The organism is Acidimicrobiales bacterium, from assembly GCA_036378675.1.
In the GTDB taxonomy this organism is placed as follows: Bacteria; Actinomycetota; Acidimicrobiia; order Acidimicrobiales; family Palsa-688; genus DASUWA01.
In genome coordinates, this window is the sequence record DASUWA010000033.1 from 21,492 (window position 1) to 47,125 (window position 25,634).

The window sequence follows — 25,634 nt, forward strand, 5'->3', positions numbered from 1 at the left end:
CGGATCAATCTCGGTGGTGTCTGCGGGTCGGCTCACGCCCGGGGGGCTGCGTCGGGCGGGGCAGTCGAGTTCGAGGAGGCAACGAACGGCGTTCGACGGCGTCGCTTGAAAGGCTTAGCTCCTCGTCGTAGTGCCAGATGGAAAGATCGTCGCCAGAGAGCAGTTCGTAAGACGCGTTTCCCTCGGAAAGGCTCACTTTTATCCGCCTACCCCTATAGGTGATCCGAAAATGAAGCGCCAGCAGGCTGTCGGGTAGACGCGGATGGAACACAATCCGGTTCTCCTCTATCCGTAGGCCTCCGAGACCCTCGACAAGCGCCACCCAGGAGCCCGCGAGCGATGCCATGTGCAGACCATCTCGGGTGTTGTGCTCCAGATCCATCAAGTCGACGAGAGCAGCTTCTCCGACGTAGTCGTAGGCAAGGCCAAGATGCTCGGTCTCCGCCGCCATGACAGCTTGGGTGCACGCGGACAGAGAGGAGTCTCGGACAGTGAGACGCTCGTAGTAGGCAAAGTTGCGCACCTTGTCCTCTGCCGTGAAGAAGTCCCCCCTCAGGTGCATCGCGAGCACTAGGTCGGCCTGCTTGGCGACTTGCTTGCGGTACAGATCGAAGTACGGGAAGTGCAGCAGAAGCGGGTACTGATCCGCGGTGGTGGCGGCGAAGTCCCAAACTTGGTGGTCGGTGAATCCGTCGGCCTGAGGATGCACCCCAAGCGTCTGATCGTAAGGGATGAACACGTCGGCGGCGGCGTCCCGCCACGAGGCGACCTCCTCGTCGGTGACGCCAAGCTTGCCGGCGCTCCCTGGATGACGCATGCAGGCGTCGGCCGCGGCGATGAGGTTCTGCTGCGCCATCAGATTGGTGTAGATGTTGTTGTCTGCGATGGCGCTGTACTCGTCGGGACCGGTGACTCCGTCGATCCGGAAGGTTCCGTCCATGTGATGGTGCCCGACCGTTCGCCAAAGCCTGGCAGTCTCGACCAGAAGTTCTACGCCGATCTCAGCTTCGAACTCGTCGTCCCCGGTGACGCGCACGTAGCGGACAACGGAGTGGGCAATATCAGCTCCGATATGGAACGCGGCGGTGCCGGCAGGCCAGTACGCCGAGCACTCGGCCCCGTTGATCGTCCGCCACGGGAACGCCGCACCCGATAAGCGAAGCTGCTGGGCCCGCTCCCGCGCAGCAGGCAGTGTGGCGTGACGCCACCTGAGCGAGTCCGCCACGGCTTCGGGGCGGGATAGACCCAACAGGCTGTGAACGTAGATCTCGGTGTCCCAGAACGCATGGCCCTCGTATCCGGTTCCGGTGAGCCCTTTGGCTGCGATCGGCCTGCGCTCGGCCCGCGCGGCAGCCTGGAGGATATGAAACATGGCGAACCGGACCGCTTGTTGAACCTCTGAGTCACCGTCTATCTCGACGTCCGCCCCCGACCAGAAGTCGTCGAGGAACTCGCGCTGTCCCTTGAGGAGGCCCTCCCAGCCGGTCCGGCTTGCAGCCTGCACGGCGCCACGCGCCTGGTCGTGCAAGGCGGGTTCGGACCGCTCCGCGGACCACCCGTAAGCCAGCATCTTCGTGACGACGAGGCTCTCGGACGACTGCAGGGTCGTCATCACGTTGGTCCTGGCGACGTCATCGATGGCCTCGGAAGTGACCTCCGTGTCGTCGGGGCCGGCGACGCTATGGTCCATTGTCGCCACCACGAGCAGGCCGCTTCGACGAACCCGATGAGCCAGCAAGGCCGACGAGCCCATTGCGAGCGCAGCGTGCGACTCCAGAGGCTGGTCGAGGATCGCCGAAACCCGCGGGTCCTCGGCCGGTCTTGCCGGCATGGCCTCGTTGGCAACAAGCTCGGACTGAACCACTATCTGAACCGAACGGTCGAGCGGCGTCACCTCATATCTGATGGCGGCCACCGAACGCTGAACGAGTGACACGAGCCGCGTCGAGGTCACCTGCACCCGCGCGCCGGACGGGCTGCGCCACTCGACCTCCCGGTGGAGGAACCCTCCCCTCAGATCGAGGACCCTGCGGTGGCTCAGCAGCTCGCCGTATCGAACGTCGAACGGTTCGTCGTCTACGAGCAGCCGGATCACTTTGCCATTGGTTACGTTGACCATGGTCTGCCCGGACTCGGGGTTTCCGTAGCCGGCTTCGGCGTACGGGAGGGGGCGCAGCTCGTAAACCGAGTTGAGGTAGGTGCCGGGCAGGCCGTAGGGCTCTCCCTCGTCGAGGTTCCCTCGCATTCCGATGTGGCCGTTGGACAAAGCGAACACCGATTCGGTCTGAGCCAGAACGCTCAGGTCGAGCGAGGATTCGGTTACCGACCAGGGGTCGACCGCGAAGGCAGGATGGGCAAACACAGCTAACCGATCAGCTCGGCGAGATCCGTGACCACGATGTCCGCACCGTGAGCGGCAAGTGCGTTCGACTGACCTACCCGATCCACCCCGACCACCAAGCCGAATCTGCCCGCGCGTCCCGCCTCGACTCCCGCCAGCGCGTCCTCGAATACCGCCGCGGCGGAAGGATCCACGCCGAGCCCCCGGGCCGCCGCCAGGTAGGTGTCCGGAGCCGGCTTGCCCGCCAAGTGGTCGCGTTCCGCGACGATTCCGTCGACCACCTCGTCGAACATTCCCTCCAGACCCCCGACCCTGAGCACTTCTGACGTGTTGGCACTGGAGGATACGACCGCCGTGGCCAACTGCCGGCGGCGGACTTCCTGCAGGAAACGAAGTGATCCGGGATACACAGTCACCCCCCGCTCCTTGATCAGATGCAACACCAGATCATTCTTCCGATTAGACAGCCCGTAGATGGTCTCGGTTCCCGCCGGATCCTGCGGTTTTCCCTCTGGTAGGTCGATCCCGCGAGAACGCAAGAACTCGCGAGTCCCGTCGAGCCGGGGTCGCCCGTCGACGTACTGGTCGTAGTCGATGACCGAGTCGAACGGGACGAAGGGCTCGTTGTTGTTAGTCGCACGCTTGCCCAGGTATTCGTCGAACATCTGCTTCCAGGCAGCTGCGTGAAGCTCGGCGGTGCTGGTCAGGACCCCATCCATGTCGAACAGGCAGGCCGTGATGCGTCGGGGCAGACGGACGGGCACAATGCGAGACTATGGCGGTCAATCCTCGCTCGCGCTCCCAACTGAACTCCCGTTCGAACGTTCCGGTGTCTGCAGACTCGCGTGAAGCACTAATCCTCGACAGGATCAAGGCGATACCTCAAGGATTCGTTCGCACCTACGGTGACATCTACCCGACGGCTCCGCGGCTGGTGGGCCGTGTGCTGGCAGCCACCACCGAGGATCTGCCATGGCATCGGGTGGTCCGAGCAAACGGGTCAGTCGCGAAGGGTTCGAGGCAGCTGAGGTTGCTCCGGCAGGAAGGAGTCCCGCTGCGGGGAGACCGTGTCGACCTCGCTCAGGCTCGGATGCCGTACTAAGCGGACCGGAAGCCCCGGTGACTTAGCTGCTCGCAGACCGATATGGAGTACTCCTCGTAGTACTTCTCGCGTCCGTGACGCTGGGCGACGACGTGCTCAGGGTCGTCTCGCCAAGCATCCTGATGTTCCCGCGTCTCGAAGGTGATGATTGACACGCGTTCACCGTCGGGAGCGGTGAACGTCTTCAAATCCACGAATCCCGGCATCGCGCGGGCTCGCGACTCCATCCGGGCGGCTTCTTCGCCGTATCCGAGTTGGTCCGCATCGGGCCGGAGCCTCGAACGAAAAATGGTCACGATGCGGCTGGCGCCTGCGGGTTGCATGCGACCAGATTGCCGGAGCCCGGAGGTGAGCGACGACTCAATACGCCGCCGCCTGCATCGGGGTTACAGCTGCCCGAGGTAGAAGCGGGTGCCCTGGTCGTCCTCGCACTCGGCGCTGATCCCGTAAGGCTGTTGCTCGGGATCGGTCGATTGCCCACCGAGGGCACGCACCCGGCCAACCGCACGCTGGATGTCGTCCACCCGGTACATGGGCATGATGAAACTCCGTTCGTGTCCCCCGCTCAGGCCGGTCATGGGCACGGGACCTTCGGCGCCCCAGCCGTCCTCGACCCGTCCAGGGCGCCACCGCCAACCGAGCACCGAACCGTAGAAGTCCCTCGCCGCTGATGAATCGGGCACGTACATGGTGATGTACGCCAGGTCGCCCGGTCGCCCGCTTTCGGGAGGCGGCGGGTCCCCAGCCCGTCCAACTCCCCCGGGCGGCTCGAACAGCGCGAACTCGAGACCCTGGTTGTCCCTGCACATCGCCGTCGGGCCCCATGGCTCGTTGACCGGCTCCGCGGCGGAACCCCCCGAAGCCCGAACCGCTTCGAGAGTGGGTCCGAGGTCAGCGACGGCGTAGCAGAGGAACAGCGTCGGGTCGGGATGGCGAGGGTCGATGCCGTGAGGGAGCGAGAGCCCCCGCACCGCCCACCCCCACGTTCCGTCGTTGGGCTCGAACTCCCAGCCGAGCACCTCGGAGAAGAACCGCGATGCGCGTTCGGCGTCGCGAACCCAAAGCGACGCGTACCCGACGTCGCCGTGCCTGATGCGAACGTAAGTACGAGGCGCCGAGGGCTCGGTCGAGATCAGCCACCTGTGCCCGAACGGATCTCGGATTACTCCGTTTCGTCCGTAGTCGTAATCGAGAACGTCACGTTCCAAGCTGGCGCCGGCGTCGACCGCCCGCGAGACCACTTCGTCGACGTTCGGAACACTGGCGTAGATGGTCACGGGGACTCCGCCCGCCGGTGATGGGGCCACGACACCGATCTCGGGGTATTCCTCGGAGAGCATCAGCAGGCCGCCGTTCGGGATCTCCAGCTCCGCGTGGCCGATACGGCCGTCCGGCATGACAATCGGCGAGCCGCGCAGGCGCGCACCAAGCGCCTCGCGATACCAGTCGATAGCGCGCTGCGCCCCAGCGACCGCGAGGTAAGGGAGGACCCGGACCTCCCCAGTTACAACGGCGGGGGACGGCGCAACTTCGACGTCTTCAAGGGTGAGATCTGACACGGTGACTCCTTTCGGGAGGTCGAACGCCTTCAAGAGGCGGGAACGGAGACGGTCGGAAAACTCCGGATCCGGAAGCTGAGCTTCGGACGGCACTCGGAGGGCATCGAAGGGGTCAGCCATCGCAGTCCTCCTGTTCGTAAACGCGGCGAAAGGCCGCCTTGGCACGGATGAGCAGCGTCTCAGTGGCATGGACCGTGCGGCCGAGCTCGCTTGCTATTTCAGGGACTGGCAGGTCGTCGAGGTAGCGAAGCGTGAGGGCCGCTTTCTGGAAGGGAGCGAGCTTGTCGAGCACCGACCGAGCTCTCATCGCCTCCATACGGACGTCCCAAGGATCTACGGCTTCAACCGTTCCGAATTCGTCGGCCAACGCACGCAGGCCGCGATCCTTCCGGCTCTCTCTGCGCCAATAGTCGACAAGCTTGTGCCGGGCCACGCCGATCGCCCAGGGCACGCCGATGGGCGTGGCGGGCTCTTTTCTCGCCACATCGACAGCCGTCAGGAATACCTCAGAAGTGATCTCCTCGGCGATCGACCGGCTCGGGCAACGCGCCGAGAGGTAGCCGTAGACGTGGGGCAAGGCGTTGTCGTAGAAGGCGATGAAGTCCTCCCTCGAATGGTCGCTTGCCGGCATCTGCTGGCTCACATCCCCTAAATCGTTCGGGGGAACCCGATTCCGACGCTCCGCCGGGAACTTTTTTTGACTTCTTTGATCGAGAGCACGAGGGAAATGATCGCTCAGACCCGGTTCTTGCTGATCCCGCCGCTTAGCAGACCTCCCGACCCTCCTTCCTTTTCGCCCTCTACGGTCGATAACCCTTCAGTTCTGGCCGATTTGCGCCGACACGTCGATCTGGACGGGTCCGCGTGAAGGAGACAACGGTGGACGATTCCGCATCGGCGGAGGACGATTTTGCATTGACGGTGGACGATTCCGCATCGGCCGTGCTGGTTATTGACGATGAGCCATCGATCGTTCGGCTTCTGCGAGTGCTTCTGGAAGCCGACGGTTTCGTTGTCTTCGAGGCGATGACCGGCCCGATGGGGCTGGGGTTGATCCCGGTCGTCGAGCCGAAGGCAGTCGTCCTGGATGTGATGATGCCCGGGATGGACGGGGTCGAGGTGTGTTCTCACATAACCGAGGAGTTCCCGGACCTTCCGGTGGTCATCCTCACCGGTCGCGACGATCGTGAGCTCGAGGAGCGCTGCATGGCTGCCGGCGCGAAGCGCTTCATGACAAAGCCGGTTCTGCCGGGGCAGCTCACCCGGGTTCTGAACGATGTCCTCGCGCCGGATGGGGACCGATCGCGAGGTCCTGCGGCCGTCGACTGAATAGGGTGCGAGCATGCGCATCCTCGAACACCCCGATTGGGTTCGACGGCTGAACTACTTCGGCGACGCCGTAGGGAACCCAGCTCGCATCGTCGGCCTTGACGCGCGCGAGATGCTGGACGTTGCCAGCTCGGCCTGCGGCCTAACCGATCTGGGCGAAGACGAATGGCCGGGCTGGACCGAGACCTACGAACGGCAGATCGCCTCGATCAACGCCGACTCGAATCTGCATCTGCTCGGTCGCGTCCTCACGCGGAGCGAGGTGCTGCGCGTTCTCGAGACGTGGCTGCGCCTTCAGCAGCTCTGGAAGGAGCACCCGTCGACCGGCACCACCGCGATCAGAGAGCCCGTCTTCGTCGTGGGACCTCCGCGTACCGGAACGACCATCCTGCTCGAGCTTTTGGCGCTCGACCCGCAACTCCGAGCCCCGCTGGCCTACGAGGCTCTCTACCCGTTGAAGCAGAGCGGCAGCATCGAGACCCGTCTCAAACTGTCCGAGTCTGAGCAGGAGCTGTGGGCCGACATTCATCCACCGTTCATGGCGATGCACGAGCTCGCCAGCGGTCTCCCCTGCGAGTGCGTGCACTTCCTGATGTACGACTTCTCCGGGCCGTACTGGGGGATGCTTTACGACACGCCGTCCTTCATGGGTTGGCAGCTGGAGCATCTCGAGACGCTTGGACGCGTGTACCGGCTTCATCGTCGAATGCTTCAGACCTTCCAGCATGAGACTCCTGACGCTCGCCCGCGTCGATGGCTGCTGAAGTCACCGTTTCACGTGTCGACCCTTCCCGCGCTGTTCGCCGAGTACCCGGATGCGAAGGTCATCCACACCCACCGCGACCCGCAGAAGTTCCTCCCCTCGTTGATCAGCATTCTCTCAGCGGTGCGTTTCATGCGCAGCGATGCTGTGGACGTTGGCGCGCTAGCAGGCGCGATGGAAGCCATGTACAAGATGTTCCTTGAAGGCACTATCCACGCGAGGGAAAACGCCGAGATCCCCGACAAGCAAATCGTCGACTCGCACTTCATCGAGCTGATGTCCGACCCCGTGAGCGCCTTACGCCGGATCTATGGCGAACTGCAGCTGGATTGGCCCGACAATCACGAGCAAGTCGTAAAGGACTACCTCGTCAACAAACCCAAGGACAAACATGGGGCTCACGCGTACTCATTACCTGACGTGGGACTCGAGCGGGAATCAGTGAGGCGAAGCTTCGCGCCCTACGTCGCCCACTACGGAATCGCAGAGGAATGACGCCTCAGAAGTCCGCAAGGTCGACCACTTGCGCGTCGGGAGTTTCGATCGGGCCGGCTGGGAGCATGTAGCGCCAGAACACGAGCCCAAATGGCCTGCCTTCCGTGTCAAGCCAATTCGGCGCGCCGGGATCCCGGTGCGACAGAACGATTCGAAACGTCCCGTCGGGTTCGACGTGGGTTTGAGCGCGATTGAGCGATACCTGGCGATGTGCGTAGTCGTAAGTCTGCAAATGCCGGTTCCAAAGGGACACGTTGGCGCAACGACACTCAGGCCAGCGACCGGTCATCAGCAGTGCCTGATCCGGACCGAGGAAATACGGAGCCATGCTGTAAGCGGCATCGGCCGCCGCAAGGGCATGATCACCGGGGGATACCGGCGGCGGGAAGACGTTGATCTCTCGGGAGACAAAGGCGGGCTGTTCACCCTCACCGGGTCTGGTCTGCTCCAGAGATCTGGACCTGACATAGCGCTCCACCCGCCGAAATCCTGCTGCGACAGAGGCATCGTTGGGCGCCGGCAAGGGCGTTGGGCTGTCCAGGAGATCGATGCGAAGGGCCAGGTCCGGAATCGGGGGCACAGCCGCTGAGGCCTCCTGCTCGAAATAATGGCGGGTCGTCACGCGCGTGGCATCGTCGTCCAGACCGATCCAGTTGCGGTCTCTTCTCGGCCCGCCGAGAAAGACCTCGAACCGACCTTCGGCGTCAATGTCGAACTCGGTGTCGTTGAGCACCCCCGCCGTTCGCTTGGGGAAGGCGCCGCCGACCCCGCCGGCCTCGACCGTGAAGGACACGTACACCGCACCGGCCGTCCGTCCGGTCACCCGATAGGCGAACCCAGGCGACACCGCGGCGTCGAAATATATGGCATCCGCGTTGTCGCCGAGGCTTTTCCGGGTCGACGTGACTATCTGTCGAAAGACCGGCTGGCTCGGGTCGTCCTCGAAATGGCCAACGAACCCGCCTTCCAGCAGATGGGCCACGACCCTGAGCCCTCCGGCCACATCGTCCGGGGACGACAGCCCCCACTCGAGGCCGCAGAATCGGTCGGCCACCTCTCGCATAGTGGAAAGCAACTCGTCGAAAGCTGCCCGGGCCTCGCTCACGCGGTTGGCGCTCAGGAAGAGCCGGGCGAGTCTTGACCGGGGTGATGGTCCTTCCAAGCCTTCATCCAGGCCATGACCATCTCCCCGAATTCAGCGGGGTTGTAGATGTCCTCCTCTTCCGAGAAAAGCCCATCGCCGGCATAGATCAACCGGGTCCAGTTCACGGCTCGGTACTCCTTGCCGTCCCCGGGGTCGGTCATAACGTTGGCGATCTGTCCGACTATCACCCCGTTCTCGGCGTCGATCACGTGCCAATCCCATGGATACGACTGCATCTGGTTGATCGGCCAGCGTGCCATTTCAGGGACGATCCATTCACGAACGGCTTTCTTGCCGTGGAACTCGCCGTAGTGATGCTCGACGTAGTGAACGTCGTCTGTGAAACAGTCGAGGAAGACTTCCCAATTCCCAGTTCGTCCGGCCTCGGCGGCTGCTGACCGATAGTGGTCGAAGGCCGCTTCGATATCCCCTCTGGTGTACGTCACGATCGAGAAGATACTCGGCGCCCGTAGGGTCTACCTCTCGCGCACTTCATTTCTGGTGATCCCACCAGATCGGGTGCCACCCGCTGAGAGCATCTCTCCCCCGATTGCGGGCATACTTGTCGCGTGAAGCGCCGCCTCAACGCGTCGCAGGTCGCCGAGCTAGCCGAACTGCTCGAAGAAGCCCCGGTTCGGGCCGGCGTAGTCGACCAAGTCCTCCAAGCGGCCGAGGAGCGAAGAGGAATGACCCCTAGGCTGGATGAAGACCGCAGGGAGCAGGAGGGTCCGGGCTAGCGCTTCAAGAAAGATCGAGCCTACGATTCGGGACCGATGGCTCTCGCGCTGCGGAGATCCAATCGGCTGATTGTGGGTCTCATTGGTGCCCAGGCGATGAACGCCGCGTTCGACACCGTTGCGCTGTACCCCGTGGCTCGATCATCCAAATGGGGCGTCGGTCTAAGCGTTGGGCCAGCGAGCATCTCGACCACCTCGGATTCCCAGATCAGCTCCGATTCGTCTTCCCGATAGTCAAGGCGAGTTCGGCACTCGGCCTCGCCGTCGGACTTCGGTCCCGAGCCGTAGGGAGGTTGACGGCCGCTTCGATCGTCGCCTACTTCATCATCGGTCTCGGCTTCCACGCCCGAGCCAAGGACGCAGCGACCGAATACGCCCCGGCGGTCGGCATGCTCTTGTGGTCGTACTTGGTGCTGCGTGCCTTCGGATCCGATGCAAGCTCCGACTGAACCTTCGGCGATCGCCAAAGGAAGCGATCTTCGAGTGGTTCCGTTCATCCCCGCGGCCGTCCTGACGCTTGTCACGGGCGGGATCATGATGACTGCCGGATACATCTTCGCCACCGACGGGTGGGCGCTGGCTGGACCAATCATGATTCCATCGGGTCCGCTCATCTCCGTAGCCTTCGCTCTCGCGAGACGACCCAGAAGACCTGCACGGTCTTCTGACATGAAGGTCCGAGTCCGACACATCGCGTCGATCGCCCTCGGGCTGCCCTCTCCGGGAGGCGATGTGACGTTGACGGTGACACTGCTGATCACCATCGTCACCCTCCTTGCTGGGGCAGTGATGGTCGTCGCCGGTTACGCCACCGCAGCGTGGAATCTCGCGATCGCGCCGCCGCTGATTGTGGCGAGCGGATTGATCATCACAGGAGCGTTCGTCATCGCCGATAGAGCGGATCGCTCAGGCAATCGTGATCAAGATCGGAGCGAACGGATTAAGGAGGAATAGTGGGCCAGCTGACCGGGAAAGTGGCGATCATCACGGGTGGGGCGCGGGGACAAGGAGCAGCCGAGGGTCGTCTTTTTGTCGCCGAGGGAGCGACGGTCTACCTAACTGATGTCCTCGCTGACGAGGGCGCCAAGACTGCCGCCGATGTCGGAGCGATCTTTTTCGAACATGACGTTGCCTCGCGTGACGCCTGGGTGACGGTCGTGCAGCAGGTCCTCAGCGACCAGGGTCACATCGACGTCTTGGTGAACAACGCCGGGATTCTGGAATGGAAGAACCTGGCCGACACATCGCTCGACACGTGGGATCGGATCGTCGCGGTGAACCAGACCGGGGTGTTCCTTGGCATGCAGGCTGTGGCTCCGCAGATGATCAAGCAAAAGTCCGGATCTATCATCAACCTGTCATCGATCGCTGGGCTCAGGAGTTCAGGGGCGTGCTTCGCCTACGGGGCGACGAAGTGGGCGGTCCGGGGCATGACCAAGAGTGCCGCCCAGGAACTTGGGCCTCATGGGATCAGGGTCAACTCCATCCATCCGGGCATCATTGACACACCGATGATGGCGGGGGTGCCCCTCGATCAGCTGACCGCCAACGTGCCGCTGGGGCGCTATGCCGCCGCCGATGAAGTGGCCAAGCTGGCGTTGTGGCTGGCGTCCGACGAAAGCGCCTACGCGAACGGGGCGGAGTGGGTGCTCGACGGAGGATTCACGGCCTAAGCCTCTCCACATCCGAACAGCACGCTAAAGCTTGGTCACGTTGTCGAAGGATCCCTCGATGTGGTGGCATGAGAGGGCGTGGGTGCTGCCTCGCTGTCCTCCGTAGCGCCATTCATCGCCGCGGTTGTTCCGACGCGGGCCCAGATGGCGGCGACCCTGGGATTCCACATCATCCTGGCCTGCCTGGGGATCGCCTTGCCGTCCATCGTGTTGCTGGCCGAGTTCGTCGGCTTGCGCCGGCGGGACGAGACAGCGATGAGGTTGGCACGTCGGTGGTCTCAGGCCATGGGCGTGCTGATCGCAGTCGGCGCGGTCACTGGGACCGTGCTGTCGTTCGAGATGGGCCTGTTGTGGCCGGGCCTGATGCGCCGGTATGGAGCCGTGCTCGGATTCCCCTTCGGGGTCGAGGGTGTGTTCTTCTTCCTGGAGGCGATCTTCGCTGGGGTCTACCTTTACGGCTGGCGGCGCCTGCCCGGGTGGGCGCATTTTTGGAGCGGGATCCCCATCGCCGTGAGCGGGATCTTCGGAGCGATGTCGGTTATCGCGGTGAACGCCTGGATGAACCAGCCGGGCGGATTCATCGAGCGTGCCGGCAAGGTTGTTTCGGTCAGACCGTGGCAGGTGTTCTTCAACCACGCGGCTCTCTATGAGATGCCCCACATGATCCTGGCCGCCTACATGGTCTCGGGGTTCCTCGTCGCGGGTGTGTATGCCGCCGGCGTGCTGCGCGGCCGCCGCGACCGCTACCACTACACCGGGTTCGCCCTGGGGTTCGTGCCGGCCGCCGTGTTGACCCCATTCCAGATCTTCGTAGGCGACACTGCGGCGAGGGCAATCGCCCGTGACCAGCCGGTCAAGTTCGCCGCAATGGAGTACGTAGCGCGCACCGGAAGGAACGTGCCGGAGTGGTTGGGCGGGGTGTACACCGGGGGTCATGTCTATGGGGGCTTGAAGATTCCGGACCTGGACTCGCTGCTCGTGGGCTTCGGGCCGGGCACCAAAGTCGTCGGCTGGGACACCGTCCGTGCCGCATATCGCCCCCCCGTCGCGTGGTTGATCCACCTGTGCTTCGACGCCATGGTGGGAATCGGCTTCCTGCTGCTGCTCGCCGGGTTGTGGTCCGCTTATGAGTGGTGGCGGCGACGGCGTCTACCCCCGCACAGGCTGTTCTGGTGGGTCGGTGCGATCAGCGGATTGGCCGCCATCGTGGCCATGGAGGCGGGCTGGGTCGTAACCGAGGTCGGTCGCCAGCCGTGGGTGGTCTACCGGCGGCAGACGACCGACGCAGCGGCCACAACCAATGGAGGCGTGCTCGTCAGTTTGAGCATCGTGGTCGTCCTCTATGCGTTGCTCGGCGCGGCGACGATCCTGATTTTGAGGACTCTGGCTCGGAGATGGCGTCGAGGTGACCTGGAGGAAGGCGCGGTGCCCTACGGCCCGTCGCCCGCTCCCGTTCTCGACCGAACGGAGATCGTCTGATGGCCGCGGACGCGGTGGGTGGGATCCTTCTAGCTGGGATCGCGTTGTACGCGATCTTGGGTGGAGCCGACTTCGGCGGCGGTCTGTGGGATCTCTTGGCCGGCGGGGACCGGCGAGGGTGGGCTCCGCGGCGCCTGATCGACGATTCGATCACGCCGGTATGGGAAGCAAACCACGTCTGGTTGGTCTTCGACCTGGTCATCTTCTGGACTGCGTTTCCCAGCGCCTTCGCCGACGTCATGAACACCGCCGCGCTGCCGTTGTGGCTAGCAGTAGGCGGCATCGTGCTGCGCGGATCGGGGTTCGCGTTTCGCAAGGAGGTCTCCCGCCTGAGTCTGGTCCGAGCGACCGGCGCCATCTTCGCTCTCTCGTCGTTGATGACCCCGTTCTTCATGGGAACCGTGATCGGGGCCATAGCCAGCGGCAGCGTCCACGCAAACGCGAACCACGCGAGCCTCTACGCCTGGACGAATACCACTTCGCTGTTGGCGGGCTTCTTGTTCGTCGCGGCTTGTGGCTACCTGGCTGCCGTCTACCTGACCGGCGAGGCCGCCCGCCGCGCTGACGACAAGTTGCGGGTCTACTTCTCACGTCGGTCCCAAGCTGCTGGGCTCGTGGCCGGAGCCCTTTCGCTGGGCCTCCTGGCCGAGTTGCACAGCTCGAATCGGGCGCTCTACAGACACCTAACTGGACGGGCGCTTCCCCTCGTGATCCTTTCGGGAGTGTGCGGTCTCGCCGTCATCGGTCTGTTGATGATTCCGCGAATGAGGCTGTGGGCACCTCGGGCGGTCGCCGCCCTCGGAGTTGCAGCCGTCATCTGGGGTTGGGGAGTCGCGCAGTATCCGGCGCTGCTTCCGGGCACGACGGTCACCTTGAGCAACGCCGGCGCACCGCACGCCGTTCTCGTTGCGCTGATAGTTCTGTTCGGCGCGGCCGTCGTCCTGATCGGTCCCCCGTTCGCCCTGCTCTTCAACCTGCAAGGCCGCCGCCTGCTGAGCTCTGACGAACCACCCCTTCTTTCGACCACTGACCCGCACGCGATGCAAGATCCTCAGTGAGCCCGGTGCCCGGCTCTACTCGTAATGAAGCGCTTCGACTACGGGGACGTGTGCGTTCCTCCATGCCGGTAGGAGCGACGCCACAGTAACGAGCAGGAGAGCGATCGGACCCCAGATGACCAGCGTGGCGAAGTCGAAGATGAGCGGATCTTTGAAACCAATGATGATTGGAAGAATCCAGTAGAAGCCTATGGCCGATATGACTGCACCACCGACGGATAGTGCGATCCCGATCAGCCCGGCTCCGGCGCCTTCGGCGAGCGTCATGCTTGCAAGCTGGTTGGGTTCCATTCCGACGGCCGCGAAGAGCCCCAGTTCTCGTCGCCGTTGTACCCCTACGAGGAGCATGGTCGAGAGCACGGCGACGAAGGCGACGATGGTCAGGCTCCGCTGTATCGAGTCGAATGCGGTGAGCTGTTGGCCGACTCCTTTTGAGATCGACCTGGCCAACTGGTGTGGCGTGTCGACGATGAGATCAGAGGCCAGGTGTGCCTCCCGAACATTTTGAGCAAGCTGCACCGGTGTGACCCCGGCAATGGGGATCAACCCGACGCTTTGAGGAGGTTGGTCGCCGTACAGGCGCTGGAATAGCCAGAGCGGCACGGTGACCGTGTTGCCGTTGACATTTCCGTCCTCCCATACTCCGCCCACGATCACCGACGCGAGTCCGGTCGGCGTGTCCAAGACGAGGTTCGAGCCGGGTCGCAGGTGACGCTTGCGAGCCAGCGCAGGTCCTACCAGGACCTGTCCGCCTTGGAATGCGCCGAGTGACCTGGTTCCCAGGATCAACGGAGCGTTGAGCCATGGATGGTCATAGGCCGACACTCCTACCAAGTCATCTGCGTTATGCCCGCTGAGTTCGAAGAACGCCCGGTCGATGCTTGCGGTTCCCGGAACCTTTGAGAGCTCTGCGACGAGTGAGGGGGGCGGTTTGGCGTCGAGGTTGAAGGTGTTGTTGGTCCCGACCGTCGATACCGCCACCTCTTGGGCATGTCCGGTAGTGAGACCGTGGGTGATGGCCTGGTCGGCCGCTTGATGGGTGCTCGATATCACGAACGCGGTGGCGACAGCCGCGCCAACCGCTACCGCCATGACACCGCAGCGGCGTGGGTCGCGGGCGAGGTTGGCCGCGCCCAGCGAGAGGGTCCCGTTCCACCTGCGAAGCAGTCCAGCCCCGAATCTCGCAACGACGGCCGCAAAGGAGCCGCTGGCGACGAGGTACCCGACGATGGCGATGAGCACCCCTATCGGGGCCACGCTTGCCTGCCATGGCTGGAGCGCTCCTTGGCGTTGGGCGATCCAGCAGATCAGCAAACCAAGCCCGCTCACGACCAGAAAGAGCATCCCGCGGGTGAGGTTCGGTCGGGTTTCGCTCTCATTGCGCCGCTCCCGCATGGATAGCTCGGCCGCCACGTCGATGCGAACCGACCGTCGAGCGGCCATCAGGGCGGCGATCGCCCCGACGGCGGCCCCGATCGCGCAGCCGATCACGAATGCCCCCAGTGTCATATGAACACCGATCGCGACGCCCACGTACGGTCGAGTGAAACTGGAGAGACTGTCGGTCAGGGGATGGGCCAGGAGGAAGCCGCCCAAGCAACCCAGCAGTCCGCCCGCCAACCCGATGACAGCGCCCTCGGTCATCGCTCCACCGATAACGGTCTGGGTCGTGCCTCCCAAGGCTGCGACTATGGCGAGTTCCGTTCGCCGCTCCTCCGCGCTGAGGGAGAGAATGTTGAACACCAATACGGCTCCAACGCCGAGCGCGAACAGGCCGAGCAAGGTGAAGATCGGCAAGAACGAGCTCGACGCAACCGAAACCCCCGGAGGAGGGTCATTTGCTTTGAGGACCCCATTCCAGTTGCCGACGTTCCGCTTCAGCGTTTGTGACAGGTCCGCCAGATTCACGCCGCGTGCCGGCAGCACATAGATGGCGTCGAGACCGTGGGGTCGATCGAAGAGACGCTGGGCCAGCGGCAGGCCGAGGAGTGCAACATTTCCATGATTGAAACTGTCGAGCGGACTGTGGGGCGGAGCGGCGACAACCGGACTGCTGCCGAGATCGGTCCGTATCGTCGCGTTCGGTCCGAGCCTTTCGGCGAGCGTCGAGCTGATGAGGACTCTGCCTTGGTTATCGAAGGCTGCCAGAGCTGGCTGCGAACAGCCAAAGTTCCCTGCCAGCGCCTGTATCCGACAGTCGACACCTAGAACAAGGGTCGTGACGGAACGTCCTCGGTCGCCATCACTGAGGGTCACCGCCTCGACGACGGGGACGGCCCCCGAAACACCCGGGGTCGCTTGGACAACGTTCACGACTGACTCCATCAAGCCGCCGCGCGACGTCGCCCCTACAACCCGCAGAGGCGCCGGTCCTGCCAAGCGGTTGCCGAAGGATCTCAGGGAACTCGAAACGCTCGAGGTCAAGACGACGACCGAAACGCCCAGCGAAACTCCAGCCGCGACGCAGACGACCGCAAGAACTAACCGCAACGGGTGCGAACGAAGCCGCCGCAGATTCAGCCAGCGGACGGCTCGGAACATGTCAGGGCGCCTAGGGCTTGACCGAGACTCGGCGCCGTGCGGGCCGCCGGGCTTCGAGATGACCATCCTTCAAGGTCAGGACCCGGTGTGCCCGGCCAGCCGCGTCGGGGTTGTGGGTCACCATCACCAGCGCGCTGCCCTCGCCAGCCACCCGGTCCGAAAGCATGTCGAGTATCTCCTCCCCGGTCGTGGAGTCGAGGTTGCCCGTCGGTTCGTCGGCCAGGATTAGTCGCGGATGGTTAACCAACGCACGAGCGATCGCGGCTCTCTGCATCTCCCCGCCGGATAGTTCCGACGGGCGATGGTCCAGCCTGGCGGTCAGCCCAACCGCCGCGATCGCGTCCCTCACTGTCGTTCCGACCGCGCGCCTGCCGTCGAGCACCAACGGCAGCGAGACGTTCTCTTCGACCGAGAGGGTCGGAATCAGATGAAAGAACTGGAACACGAACCCCACGTACCGTCGCCGCAGCCGAGCACGATCGGCGGCCGACAGCGTTGAGACATCCCTCCCGGCTAACCACACCCGACCCTTGTCGGGGCGATCCAACCCACCCGCGAGATTCAAGAGGGTCGACTTGCCAGAACCGCTGGGACCCACCAGCCCGATGAATTCCCCCTCGGCCACCTCGAGCTCCACATCCTCGAGCGCGACAACCACCTCACGCCCGCGTTGAAACCTCTTGGAAACCCCCTCTAGGCGAAGCACGCAGCCCGACTCTCCCAGCGGCACCGGGCAAAGGTTATCTTTCCGACAAATCGCCCGTCATACGAATTAGTCGGGCTGCCCCGATCAGTGGTCCCGGTAGAGGTCGCCGACTTCGAACGGCTCTACCGCTCGATTACCAGCTTGATGGCTGGTTCCAGCCAACTTCGGTGTGCCTGCTCCCAGTCGACGACGGTCGTCGGAATTGACATCGGGCTGACCTTTCCCTCGGCCACGAGGTCGAGAACCGCGGGAAGGTAGCGACGGGAGTCTGCTCGTGACACGTGGAATGTCACCCCTTTCGTGTACATGTCGAGCAAGGGGACCGGCGTCGTTGGCGTGAAGTGGATGGCAATCCCGGTGCAGACGCCATAGTCGTCGGTTGAGCGCAGCGTGCAAGCAAGGCCTTCTGGATCGCCGGAGTTGTCCACAGTGATTGGCGCGCGATCGAATCGGCGCGGCCAGGGTCCGTCGTGGAGGTGAACGTCGGCCCCGAGTTCGCTGGCGATAGCACACCGTTCGGGATCGCGGTCGATGTACCGGACGTTGCAAGCACCCAGTCCTGCCGCGAGCACGACTGCGTATAGGCCGATCGAAACGGCGGCGGAGCCGACGATCAACACCTCCGCTCCGGGTCGTTCTGACAAGGGCGGACCGACGGCTCGGTACGCGTCGACAAGATTGTCGGGCAACGTGCACAGGGCCGTCGTGGGAATTCCTTCGGGGGCAAGCAACAACAGGTGATCCGCGGACGGGACGGCGACGACGTCGGCGACGGCTCCCCCGTGGCCGCCACCGGCACTCCCGAATCCGAACGCTCCCCCGGCGGGCGCCCGATATCGGTGGCAGGCGGCGAACCTGCCTTGCTCGCAGGCTACGCAGCCGCCGCATGAGGGCTGGAACGGGACGAGGACGGGTTCGCCCACACGCCGTTTCGTCACCTGGTCCCCGACTGAGAGGACTTCCGCCACGAACTCGTGACCGACGGCGAACGGTGCCGGGAAGGTGCCCGCCAGGACCATCGGCAGGTCGAGGTCGCATCGGGCTACAGCCAGTGGTCGGAGGAGCGCCCCCGCAGGATCCGTCAGTTCGGGCTCGGGAACGTCCTGCCACTCGACCCGCCCGGCCTTCACGTATGCCAACTGACGCAAAACGACGGCTCCTTCGAACTGAGGCGGACGCACACGGTTGCACGGCATCCAGTCTTATCGTAACATGCATTCGTAACATGCGTTCACATCAAGGAGTGATAGTGACGCCTAGGGTCACCTACCAGCTGGAAGGCTCCGTAGCGACGATCGCGTTGGACGACGGCAAGGTCAACGTGATGTCGCTCGAGATGATCTGCGAGATCAACCAAGCTCTCGACCGCGCCAGTGACGATCGGGCCGTGGTGATATTGCGCGGGCGGGATGGAGTGTTTTCCGCCGGGTTCGATCTTCCTGTCCTTCGCGCCGGAGGGGACGAGGCTTTCCGGATGCTTCGAGCCGGTTTCGACCTAACCGAGCGAGTCTTGTCGTTTCCGCTTCCGGTCGTCATCGCTTGCACCGGTCACGCCGTAGCCATGGGCGTGTTCCTTCTCCTCTCGGGTGACTACCGAGTGGGCGCCACGGGTCCTTTCAAGATCACCGCCAATGAGGTGGCCATCGGACTCACGATGCCTCGCGCGGCCGTGGAGATCTGCCGGCAGCGGCTCGCGCCAGCACACTTCAACCGGGCGACGATCCTGGCCGAGCCGTATACGCCAGACACTGCCGTGGAGGCCGGATTCCTGGACCGGGTAGTCGACCCGTCCCAGCTATCGAGCGTGGTTGGTGAGATCGCGGGGCAGTTGACCCAGCTCGACCTCGATGCGCATCGAGCAACCAAACAGAGGGCTCGAGGCGCGACGCTCCAGGCGGTTCACGACGCCATCGAGGCGGACGCCGGCGACCTATCTCGAGCACGAGCGACGACCGTAGCGTGACGACGTTCCGGTATCGTCCCGAGCAGCATGCCCAGAGCGAAGCAGCGGACTCCTGAACTGCGCGAGAAGGTCTTGCAGGTCGCTGTCGAGATGCTTACCAGCGATGGTCTCGCCGGGTTCACGGCCCGCAAGGTTGCCGAAGGGGCCGACACGTCGACTCCAGCGGTATACGAGCTGTTCGGTGACAAGGCCGGACTTGTGCGCGAGGTGTTCTTCGAAGGTTTCCGCATGCTGTACGGGCGCCTTGAGCACCTAGAGCACCTTGAATCATCGGCGGATCCACGGGCCGACCTCGCAGAGGTCATGCTGGTGCTGCGTCGCTTCGCCAGGGACAACCCCACTCTGGCCGAGCTCATGTTCTCCCGGCCCTTCGCCGACTTCGACCCCCGGCCCGCCGACCGGAATGCCGGGGCCGCCGTTCGGGAGTTCATCGTCGCCCGTGTCCGTCGCTGCATCGACGCGGGGATTATCTCGGGCGACCCGACTGATATCTCTCACGTTCTGTTAGCCGTGGTCCAAGGGCTCGCCTTGCAGGAGACGGCTGGTTGGCTTGGTAGCTCCAAAGCTTCGATAGACCGCCGTTGGAGTTTGGCCCTAGACGCAGTCCTTCGCGGGCTATCCCCGGCAGGCGACAAGATCACGCGTTAGTCGCCGAGGCCGCTCTGATCTGCCGCGGCGCGCCAGAGCCGACCGTCGTGGTGACCGTAAAGCTGCTCGGGAGACCACCCGGTGAGGCCTGGAGATAGACCGCGCTGCCAGGGCTCGTGGGCACGCCGACGGTCACCGGATATGTACCTGCCGCGACGCCGGAGAGAACCGTCGTCTGCACCCCGGTACAAGTAGGGAGCACGACGGTTGTCCACGCGACGCTGCAAGCGGTGAGGGTCACTGTCGGGGCCACGCCGCCGTTGAAGGCGATGGAATAGGTGAGACCCGCAATCGTCACTGTTCCGGTGTTCCAGATGTTGAAGTACCAGGGGCTGAGCCCGGAACTGGTGAACGAGCCGCAAGACCCGGGGTTGCTCAAACAGGGAGGAGCTGATGTGACCGAGGTGGCAGCCGGAACGACGCCCCACGCGACCGCGGTCACCGAGCTCGTGCTCGAGATCGACCCGCCCGATGTCGCCGGCGCCGACGCCGGAAAGACGAGCACCGACAGGAGAAGGGCAGCCGCAACCGCGGCTGCCCTTCTTGCCTGCACGGCAACGAGTGGGAACATCGACCCCTCGAGGTTCAGAGAACCTTGCCTGGTTAGGCGTTGGTCGTGGTGGCAGTCCGCTGCTGCTCGGTGAAGGTCCAGGTGATCGTCGTGCTGAGACCCTGGATCGTCGAGGCAGGCAGCGTGCCGTTCGTCGATGTTTCCGTGCCAGCGAGCGTCAGTGTGAACTGAAGGTGGGCAAGCTGGCCGGTGCTGGCCGCCAGAGACGGCACGTTGGAAAGCGACTGCGCGCTCGAGAAGCTGGAGAGGGGCGTGCTCGCCAGAATTGTCGTCGTGGTACCCGCGCACGTGCCCGTGACTGTCCAGGCAAGGCTGCATTGGGTGATGGCCACGGAGAGGCCCTCGCCCGCGATGCTCCCGTTGGTGAGAGCGGTGACCGGGCTCGCCGCTGCTCCCAAGGTCATCCCTGCCGCTGAAGCGAGCGTGCCGGTGTTGTTCAAGTTCACATAGACGTTGTAGGTGTCTCCCGGGGCCATTCCGGTGATTGTTTCGGGAAGACCGCCGCTGGTTCCGTCATGGGTGAGTGTCATGAGTAGCGTCCCGGTGGTGACCGCAGACGTACCGGTCGCCGCCGCGCTGAGAGCGGCATAGGCACCGGCCCCAGTCAAGGACAGCGCGGACAGGACGAAGCAGGCCGCAAGGATCTTGCGGGTATTTCTCTTAGGACGCTGAGCGTGAGCTCCTCTAGTGGACATTTGTGTCTCCCTTTCTGCTGCGAGTAATGCGACGGACTGTTTTGATGGCTGGGTGTTACGAGGTGGGAAAGTGAACGTGTGCGGCGGGCTTTTGAGGATGCAGCGGAGCGCGACGTTTCTGCGACGGAGCAAGCAAGGCCCTTGCACCCCAGATGCTCACCGCAATCCCGACCAGGCCGACGAGTAAGGCGCGCATCCAGGTTTTCGCGCCGCCGGCGAGAAGCCAACCGAGCTTGGGGACCTGCGCGACAACCTTGTACGCGGACGTCCCTTTGAGTTGAGCCCGCCAAGGGTCAGCGACCGGGTTGGCGTCGCCCTTGGTGGTGATGATCGGGTGGTTCGGAGAACCCCCAACGCTGATCACCCGGTGGGCAAACGCCGCCGCTGATCCGGGCGGGTGGAAGAGCAGGATCTCTCCGGGCTTCACCTGAGAGACAGGTATCGGGCGGGTGACGACCATCCAACCCGGACCAAAAGTCGGTCGCATGCTCCCCGACAGAATCGGGTGGACGGCCAGATGGAACCAGAACACTGCAACCGCGCTGAGCACCATGACGAGCGCGAGTGCGGCAACCAATACTGAGGCCAACGCACGCCAGGCGATCCAAACGAACCGCGATGCGCGACGCACGCGTACCCCGTAGTGAGCTGCCACGATCGTCGACACGGGGATGCAGTCGGCCCGCCACAGACGGTTCTTGATGCGTTTTGTTGGAAAGGACCATTGCCAAAAGAGGCGAGGTCAGCTGGGGGTCATGCGCCCTTTTCCATGTACCGCGATGTCACTACCTGCGGTGGTCAGATGCAGCACTCACAGTGGCACACGTTCGACGAACTTCGCCGCGAACGCTCTTTTCTTGATACATATGCGAACGTATGCACCGCCAGCGTTTGCCGGCCGAGCCGGCTCGATGACAAACGACCAAAAGGTGGCAAGCGGCCAAACAGCGATTTAGGTATCAGCGAGAAATGATGGACAAGTGAGCACGTCCCTCAGACGCCAAAGCACTCCAGCACCGCCAGGAAATCGTCGCCGTCGAGATCGAATGCCGAATCGGTCCGCGCACTGACTCCTGCAAGGACTGCGGCGACCCGAGCAGGCGGGAGCACCGCGCCGGTTGAATCGCGCAACACCGAACCTGCCGGAAGTTCGACTCGCACCCGAATCGGCCCTGTCACGAGCTTCTCTATCTCCTCCGCCGGGACTGGCCGGCTGAAGAGATAACCCTGAACCTGGTCGCAACCCTGCTCTGACAGGAACTCGAGTTGGCCGACCGTTTCCACGCCTTCGGCCACCACCTTCAAGCCGAGGCTGTGGGCCAAGGCGATGACGGAACCCACTATCGGCGCTGCTCCAGTCTCGTTGTCGATCCGATGGACGAAGGAGGGATCGATCTTGATGGCGTCGACGGGCATCTCGGCTAAGTAGGTCAGCGCGCTGTAGCCGGTTCCGAAGTCGTCTATCGAGCAGCGGACACCCATCGAGCGCAGTTCGGCAAGGCTCGACGACGTCTCTTGCATGTGCTCCACGAGAACGCTTTCGGTTACCTCCAACTCAAGAAGTGTCGGATCGAGCCCGGTTCGTTCGAGAACCTTGGCAACGACTTGCACGACCGATTGGCGAACGAACTGCCGTGGCGACACATTGACGGCCACTGACAATCCTGACAGTCCTTGTTCCTGCCAGGACTTCGCCTGCAGGCAGGCCGTCTCCAGCACCCACTCCCCCAGCGTGGCGATGAGGCTGGTCTCCTCTGCCAGAGGGATGAAAGCCGAAGGCGGAATGAACCCAAGGCGTGGGTGCTCCCACCGGGCGAGTGCCTCGACGCCGGTTATCTGGCCGGTGGCGGCGGAGAGCTTCGGCTGGTAGTGGACGGTGAGCCGTCCTTGTTCGAGGGCGCCTCGGAGATTGGTCTCCAGAGCGAATCGCAGCTCCGCCTTGGCGCTCATGGCGGCGTTGTAGATCGAGTAGGTGTTTCGCCCTGCCGCCTTCGCTTGGTACATGGCGGTGTCCGCGTGTTTGAAGAGAGTCTCTGAATCCTCCCCGTCGTCGGGATACACCGCGACACCGATGCTGGTCTGCACGGGGAGCAGCTTCCCGCTGACGTTGATCGGCTCCGAGAAGGCGGCGAGGACCCGTTCGGCGAGGTTCGCTCCAGCCTCTTTCCCCTCCACTTCGGGAAACAGGATCGTGAACTCGTCTCCTCCCATCCGGGCGAGGGTGTCCTTGGGCCGGAGCCGAGACTGCAGCCGCTTGACGACCGCCTGTAGGAGTTGATTGCCGACCGCGTGGCCGAGGCTGTCGTTCACACTCTTGAACCGATCGAGATCCAGGAACATGACGGCGACGGAACGTCCGTTGCGCCGGGCGTCGACGATGGCCGCGTCCAAGCGATCGTTGAAAAGGACCCGATTGCACACGCCGGTCAGGGGATCGTGCTGAGCCCGGTACTCGGCGGCGGATCGTGCGAACACCTGATAGAGCAGGTACATGACCGCAAGCGCCGGCAGCAAGGTGAACCCGGCGGTGAGCACCGGACGGCTGAAAGGAATGTGGAACGCCACCTTCACCGCGATGACAACAGGCGCGACCAGGACGCTGAATATCACGAGGACCACCTGTGCCCATCCGGGGCGGGTCGAACGGAGGGTGGCTGGGTCAAGAGCGCGTCGCTGCGAGTTGTGCAAGATGGCGCAGCTCCACAGGCACGTGCCCCACAGGATCGCTGCGTTCAGGGGGACAGGAAATGAGTGTGCGCCCATAAACAAGAGCGCCGTCGCGGTGGTGCGCGCGGCTAACAGGCACATGAAGCCTCCGATCAGATACCGGTAGGCAACGGGATGGCGATCCGTCAGGGAGACGACGCTGGCTCCGAGCCAGAGCATCATGACCCCCAGTGCCGGAACCGCCATGGGCAGCAGCTCACGCCCCGGGTCCCACCCCATCGACGGAACGACCACAAGTGAAAGCAGCGGGAAGCCGGCCGTGGCGGTGGCAACGGCCGCCCCGATAAGCGCTTCTCCCCAATGGCCGGGCACCCGCTGGTTGATGATCAGGACGAGCCCTGCGATGGTGATCAGCTCTCCGACGCTCGTGACCACGAGCGGGACACGGCCCTCCATCGACAACGCACCGGGTTCGAGTCCGGCTATTGCGGCGCCGATGAGATTGACCGCAAGACCGACGGTGACGACCCCCCATGACACGGTCCAGCCACGCCAATGCGACCTTCCGTTGGAACGTAGCCCGTAAACCGCGGCGCCTATCGCAAGGATCCCCACGACCACAGCCGTCAACGCGGGTGCGGTCGCGGTAGTCACTCGTATGAGCGCCGCGATCGCCGCTATTACCAGAACTGCCTTCACGCCCTTGCCCCTTATCAGTTACTGACCCGCCGAAACGGTGAACGAGAGCCTCGCGTCCCGGACCCACGTCGCCATCAACGGACGGCCAATACCTCCGCAGTTTCGCGGAGGCCCGAATTCGATAGCCGAGCGCCTTCGGGGTCGGCGCGCAGCCCACACGACGCCATCCGACTCGGACATTTGCATACAACCTCCACGGATCCGAAAGGACAAGCAGGGACGATGCAGAAAGTCGACCCCTGTTGAGGCCCCATTGATCGATCCGTGAGGTTGACCGCACAACATCGGTAACCGCTATCGAGTTCTTTAGTCGAAGGGGCAGTGGGGCAGCGTGGGGCAGGGCAGGCGCCGCCACCGATGGGTGGAGGCGGCAGTCAGTTTGGTTGTGATGACGGCGGGCTTGGCGTTGCTGGCGAATGTCTGGCTCTACCGTGAGCACAGCGAGCGCGCCGCTTCGCGGCTGGTTGCTCGATTCGTCGGCTCCTCGGCGTCGCTCCAGAACCCGTCTTCGAAACTGGCGTCCCCAGCGCCGGCAGCGTCCGGAAACACTGCTCAACCGCTTTCCTGCGAGGGACCCGCACCTTCCTCGCGACCACTTGAGGGACAGGCGTCGATGCTCGTGGAGATACCTTCGCTCGGAGAGACGGCACCGGTGCTTCCCGGGACCAACGAGTCGGTGCTGTCGCAGGCGATTGGACATCTGGACTCCTCCGCGTGGCCCGACCAGGGCGGCACCGACGTACTCGAAGCCCACGACGTGACCTTCCTCCGATCGATCGGGGATTTGAAGGATGGTCAGCAGGTCGATCTGGTCGGACGCTGCAAGACCTGGATCTACCAGGTCTCGACTCACTTCATCGCTCGCGAGGGCGAACCGATAATCGCCTCCGCCCCGTCGAGCGTTGTCCTGGTGACCTGCTGGCCGACCGATGCGCTCTACTACACCAATCAGCGTTATGTGGTCGAAGCTGCCCTGGTGTCCAGCGTTGCCACTTCGCCGGTGCTCCTCGCTTCGACTTCGGCCGCGCCGCAGGTGCAGCCGGCGCTACCCGACGAACTGAAGGGAGCCAGTTTGAACGCCACCAAGGTCGGCATCCCCCTCGGCCGGCTCGAGTTCAAAGGAAGCTTCAGCCCTGGCTGGCTCAAGTCGCCCCGGCCCCTGCAAGCCTCTGACGCAGCAACCAACCTCCTCGAGGCCGCGGTCGTTGCAACTCGGGCCCACAATGACGCTTGGCTTCAGGTGATCGCCCCGAACCTCCCACCTTCTGAGCTGCAAACACTTGGTGTTCCGCTGAAGTGGACCGCTCCGGTGAACGTCGTCCTCTTCGGCGAGGGAACTCAGGTCACCGGAGCGAGCATGACGGCTTCGGTCAACATCGCAGGACGCGACGCCACGATGACTCTGACCACAACGGTCGGTCCTACTGGAATGGTCATCTCGGCGTTCACGCTGTCCTGACCGGC

The 25,634-nt window shown here is 63.8% G+C and carries 26 protein-coding genes; 12 read left to right on the forward strand and 14 right to left on the reverse strand.

Annotation, left to right across the window (positions count from 1 at the left end; genetic code table 11):
- Positions 1 to 4: 4 nt before the first annotated feature.
- Both VFZ97_12325 and VFZ97_12330 read right to left on the reverse strand, forming a co-directional pair.
- Complete coding sequence (locus tag VFZ97_12325) at positions 5 to 2,362, reverse strand: glycosyl hydrolase family 65 protein (protein ID HEX6394221.1); 2,358 nt, start codon at positions 2,360 to 2,362, stop codon at positions 5 to 7.
- 2 nt (positions 2,363 to 2,364) lie between these two features.
- Positions 2,365 to 3,105: a beta-phosphoglucomutase family hydrolase gene (locus VFZ97_12330; protein ID HEX6394222.1), complete on the reverse strand. Its 741-nt coding sequence runs from the start codon at positions 3,103 to 3,105 to the stop codon at positions 2,365 to 2,367.
- Between the two features lie 11 nt (positions 3,106 to 3,116).
- Here VFZ97_12330 and VFZ97_12335 point away from each other — a divergent pair, with 11 nt between their 5' ends.
- Positions 3,117 to 3,443, forward strand: coding sequence for an MGMT family protein (locus VFZ97_12335; GenBank protein HEX6394223.1), 327 nt, complete (start codon positions 3,117 to 3,119; stop codon positions 3,441 to 3,443).
- Here the strand turns inward: VFZ97_12335 and VFZ97_12340 are convergent.
- From VFZ97_12340 to VFZ97_12350, 3 genes are all read right to left on the reverse strand, one after another.
- Positions 3,440 to 3,766 carry an antibiotic biosynthesis monooxygenase gene (locus tag VFZ97_12340; protein ID HEX6394224.1) on the reverse strand — a complete coding sequence of 109 codons (327 nt, stop codon included), beginning with the start codon at positions 3,764 to 3,766 and terminating at the stop codon, positions 3,440 to 3,442. The two genes, VFZ97_12335 and VFZ97_12340, sit on opposite strands and share 4 nt — an antisense overlap.
- A gap of 63 nt (positions 3,767 to 3,829) precedes the next feature.
- Positions 3,830 to 5,122, reverse strand: a complete 1,293-nt coding sequence (locus tag VFZ97_12345) for a VOC family protein (protein HEX6394225.1) — start codon at positions 5,120 to 5,122, stop codon at positions 3,830 to 3,832.
- A complete protein-coding gene (locus VFZ97_12350) occupies positions 5,115 to 5,645 on the reverse strand; it encodes a sigma-70 family RNA polymerase sigma factor (protein HEX6394226.1) in 531 nt (176 codons plus the stop codon). Before VFZ97_12350 ends, VFZ97_12345 begins: the two co-directional genes overlap by 8 nt.
- A gap of 236 nt (positions 5,646 to 5,881) precedes the next feature.
- Here VFZ97_12350 and VFZ97_12355 point away from each other — a divergent pair, with 236 nt between their 5' ends.
- Entirely contained in the window at positions 5,882 to 6,331 is a 450-nt protein-coding gene (locus VFZ97_12355; GenBank protein HEX6394227.1) for a response regulator, read from the forward strand.
- 13 nt (positions 6,332 to 6,344) lie between these two features.
- Positions 6,345 to 7,589, forward strand: a complete 1,245-nt coding sequence (locus VFZ97_12360; GenBank protein ID HEX6394228.1) for a sulfotransferase — start codon at positions 6,345 to 6,347, stop codon at positions 7,587 to 7,589.
- Positions 7,590 to 7,593: 4 nt separating this feature from the next.
- Here VFZ97_12360 and VFZ97_12365 read toward each other — a convergent pair whose 3' ends face one another.
- Positions 7,594 to 8,694 carry a DUF1214 domain-containing protein gene (locus tag VFZ97_12365; GenBank protein ID HEX6394229.1) on the reverse strand — a complete coding sequence of 367 codons (1,101 nt, stop codon included), beginning with the start codon at positions 8,692 to 8,694 and terminating at the stop codon, positions 7,594 to 7,596.
- An 11-nt stretch (positions 8,695 to 8,705) separates the two neighbouring features.
- Positions 8,706 to 9,179, reverse strand: coding sequence for a nuclear transport factor 2 family protein (locus VFZ97_12370; protein ID HEX6394230.1), 474 nt, complete (start codon positions 9,177 to 9,179; stop codon positions 8,706 to 8,708).
- Positions 9,180 to 9,302: 123 nt separating this feature from the next.
- On the opposite strand from VFZ97_12370, the gene VFZ97_12375 reads away from it, so the two are divergent.
- The 6 genes from VFZ97_12375 (at position 9,303) to VFZ97_12400 (ending at position 13,680) form a co-directional block, all read left to right on the forward strand.
- Positions 9,303 to 9,470: a hypothetical protein gene (locus tag VFZ97_12375; GenBank protein HEX6394231.1), complete on the forward strand. Its 168-nt coding sequence runs from the start codon at positions 9,303 to 9,305 to the stop codon at positions 9,468 to 9,470.
- A gap of 149 nt (positions 9,471 to 9,619) precedes the next feature.
- The gene (locus VFZ97_12380; GenBank protein HEX6394232.1) at positions 9,620 to 9,919 is read left to right on the forward strand and encodes a DoxX family protein; all 300 of its coding nucleotides are present in this window, start codon (positions 9,620 to 9,622) and stop codon (positions 9,917 to 9,919) included.
- The gene (locus VFZ97_12385) at positions 9,903 to 10,424 is read left to right on the forward strand and encodes a hypothetical protein (protein HEX6394233.1); all 522 of its coding nucleotides are present in this window, start codon (positions 9,903 to 9,905) and stop codon (positions 10,422 to 10,424) included. The genes VFZ97_12380 and VFZ97_12385 overlap by 17 nt, the downstream gene beginning before the upstream one ends.
- On the forward strand, positions 10,424 to 11,143 hold the full coding sequence (locus VFZ97_12390; GenBank protein ID HEX6394234.1) for a glucose 1-dehydrogenase: 720 nt from the start codon (positions 10,424 to 10,426) through the stop codon (positions 11,141 to 11,143). The genes VFZ97_12385 and VFZ97_12390 overlap by 1 nt, the downstream gene beginning before the upstream one ends.
- 78 nt (positions 11,144 to 11,221) lie before the next feature.
- Positions 11,222 to 12,622: a cytochrome ubiquinol oxidase subunit I gene (locus VFZ97_12395; protein ID HEX6394235.1), complete on the forward strand. Its 1,401-nt coding sequence runs from the start codon at positions 11,222 to 11,224 to the stop codon at positions 12,620 to 12,622.
- On the forward strand, positions 12,622 to 13,680 hold the full coding sequence (locus VFZ97_12400; protein ID HEX6394236.1) for a cytochrome d ubiquinol oxidase subunit II: 1,059 nt from the start codon (positions 12,622 to 12,624) through the stop codon (positions 13,678 to 13,680). Before VFZ97_12395 ends, VFZ97_12400 begins: the two co-directional genes overlap by 1 nt.
- A 15-nt stretch (positions 13,681 to 13,695) precedes the next feature.
- On the opposite strand, the gene VFZ97_12405 is transcribed toward VFZ97_12400, so the two are convergent.
- The 3 genes from VFZ97_12405 to VFZ97_12415 all read right to left on the reverse strand — a co-directional run bounded on the left by VFZ97_12405 (position 13,696) and on the right by VFZ97_12415 (position 18,123).
- Positions 13,696 to 16,221: an ABC transporter permease gene (locus tag VFZ97_12405; GenBank protein ID HEX6394237.1), complete on the reverse strand. Its 2,526-nt coding sequence runs from the start codon at positions 16,219 to 16,221 to the stop codon at positions 13,696 to 13,698.
- A 10-nt stretch (positions 16,222 to 16,231) separates the two neighbouring features.
- Positions 16,232 to 16,951 (reverse strand): ABC transporter ATP-binding protein, encoded by a 720-nt coding sequence (locus VFZ97_12410; protein ID HEX6394238.1) that lies wholly within the window; start codon positions 16,949 to 16,951, stop codon positions 16,232 to 16,234.
- 98 nt (positions 16,952 to 17,049) lie between these two features.
- Complete coding sequence (locus VFZ97_12415; protein ID HEX6394239.1) at positions 17,050 to 18,123, reverse strand: alcohol dehydrogenase catalytic domain-containing protein; 1,074 nt, start codon at positions 18,121 to 18,123, stop codon at positions 17,050 to 17,052.
- A gap of 53 nt (positions 18,124 to 18,176) precedes the next feature.
- On the opposite strand from VFZ97_12415, the gene VFZ97_12420 reads away from it, so the two are divergent.
- Together VFZ97_12420 and VFZ97_12425 are read left to right on the forward strand one after the other, a co-directional pair.
- Positions 18,177 to 18,890 (forward strand): crotonase/enoyl-CoA hydratase family protein, encoded by a 714-nt coding sequence (locus VFZ97_12420; GenBank protein ID HEX6394240.1) that lies wholly within the window; start codon positions 18,177 to 18,179, stop codon positions 18,888 to 18,890.
- A gap of 27 nt (positions 18,891 to 18,917) precedes the next feature.
- Entirely contained in the window at positions 18,918 to 19,538 is a 621-nt protein-coding gene (locus VFZ97_12425; protein HEX6394241.1) for a TetR/AcrR family transcriptional regulator, read from the forward strand.
- Here the strand turns inward: VFZ97_12425 and VFZ97_12430 are convergent.
- The 4 genes from VFZ97_12430 to VFZ97_12445 all read right to left on the reverse strand — a co-directional run bounded on the left by VFZ97_12430 (position 19,528) and on the right by VFZ97_12445 (position 24,170).
- Entirely contained in the window at positions 19,528 to 20,109 is a 582-nt protein-coding gene (locus VFZ97_12430; GenBank protein ID HEX6394242.1) for a hypothetical protein, read from the reverse strand. The two genes, VFZ97_12425 and VFZ97_12430, sit on opposite strands and share 11 nt — an antisense overlap.
- A gap of 32 nt (positions 20,110 to 20,141) precedes the next feature.
- A complete protein-coding gene (locus VFZ97_12435) occupies positions 20,142 to 20,804 on the reverse strand; it encodes a hypothetical protein (GenBank protein HEX6394243.1) in 663 nt (220 codons plus the stop codon).
- A gap of 55 nt (positions 20,805 to 20,859) precedes the next feature.
- Positions 20,860 to 21,471 (reverse strand): signal peptidase I, encoded by a 612-nt coding sequence (locus VFZ97_12440; protein ID HEX6394244.1) that lies wholly within the window; start codon positions 21,469 to 21,471, stop codon positions 20,860 to 20,862.
- Positions 21,472 to 21,797: 326 nt separating this feature from the next.
- Positions 21,798 to 24,170 carry an EAL domain-containing protein gene (locus tag VFZ97_12445; GenBank protein ID HEX6394245.1) on the reverse strand — a complete coding sequence of 791 codons (2,373 nt, stop codon included), beginning with the start codon at positions 24,168 to 24,170 and terminating at the stop codon, positions 21,798 to 21,800.
- 388 nt (positions 24,171 to 24,558) lie between these two features.
- On the opposite strand from VFZ97_12445, the gene VFZ97_12450 reads away from it, so the two are divergent.
- Entirely contained in the window at positions 24,559 to 25,629 is a 1,071-nt protein-coding gene (locus VFZ97_12450; protein HEX6394246.1) for a class D sortase, read from the forward strand.
- Positions 25,630 to 25,634: the final 5 nt, after the last annotated feature.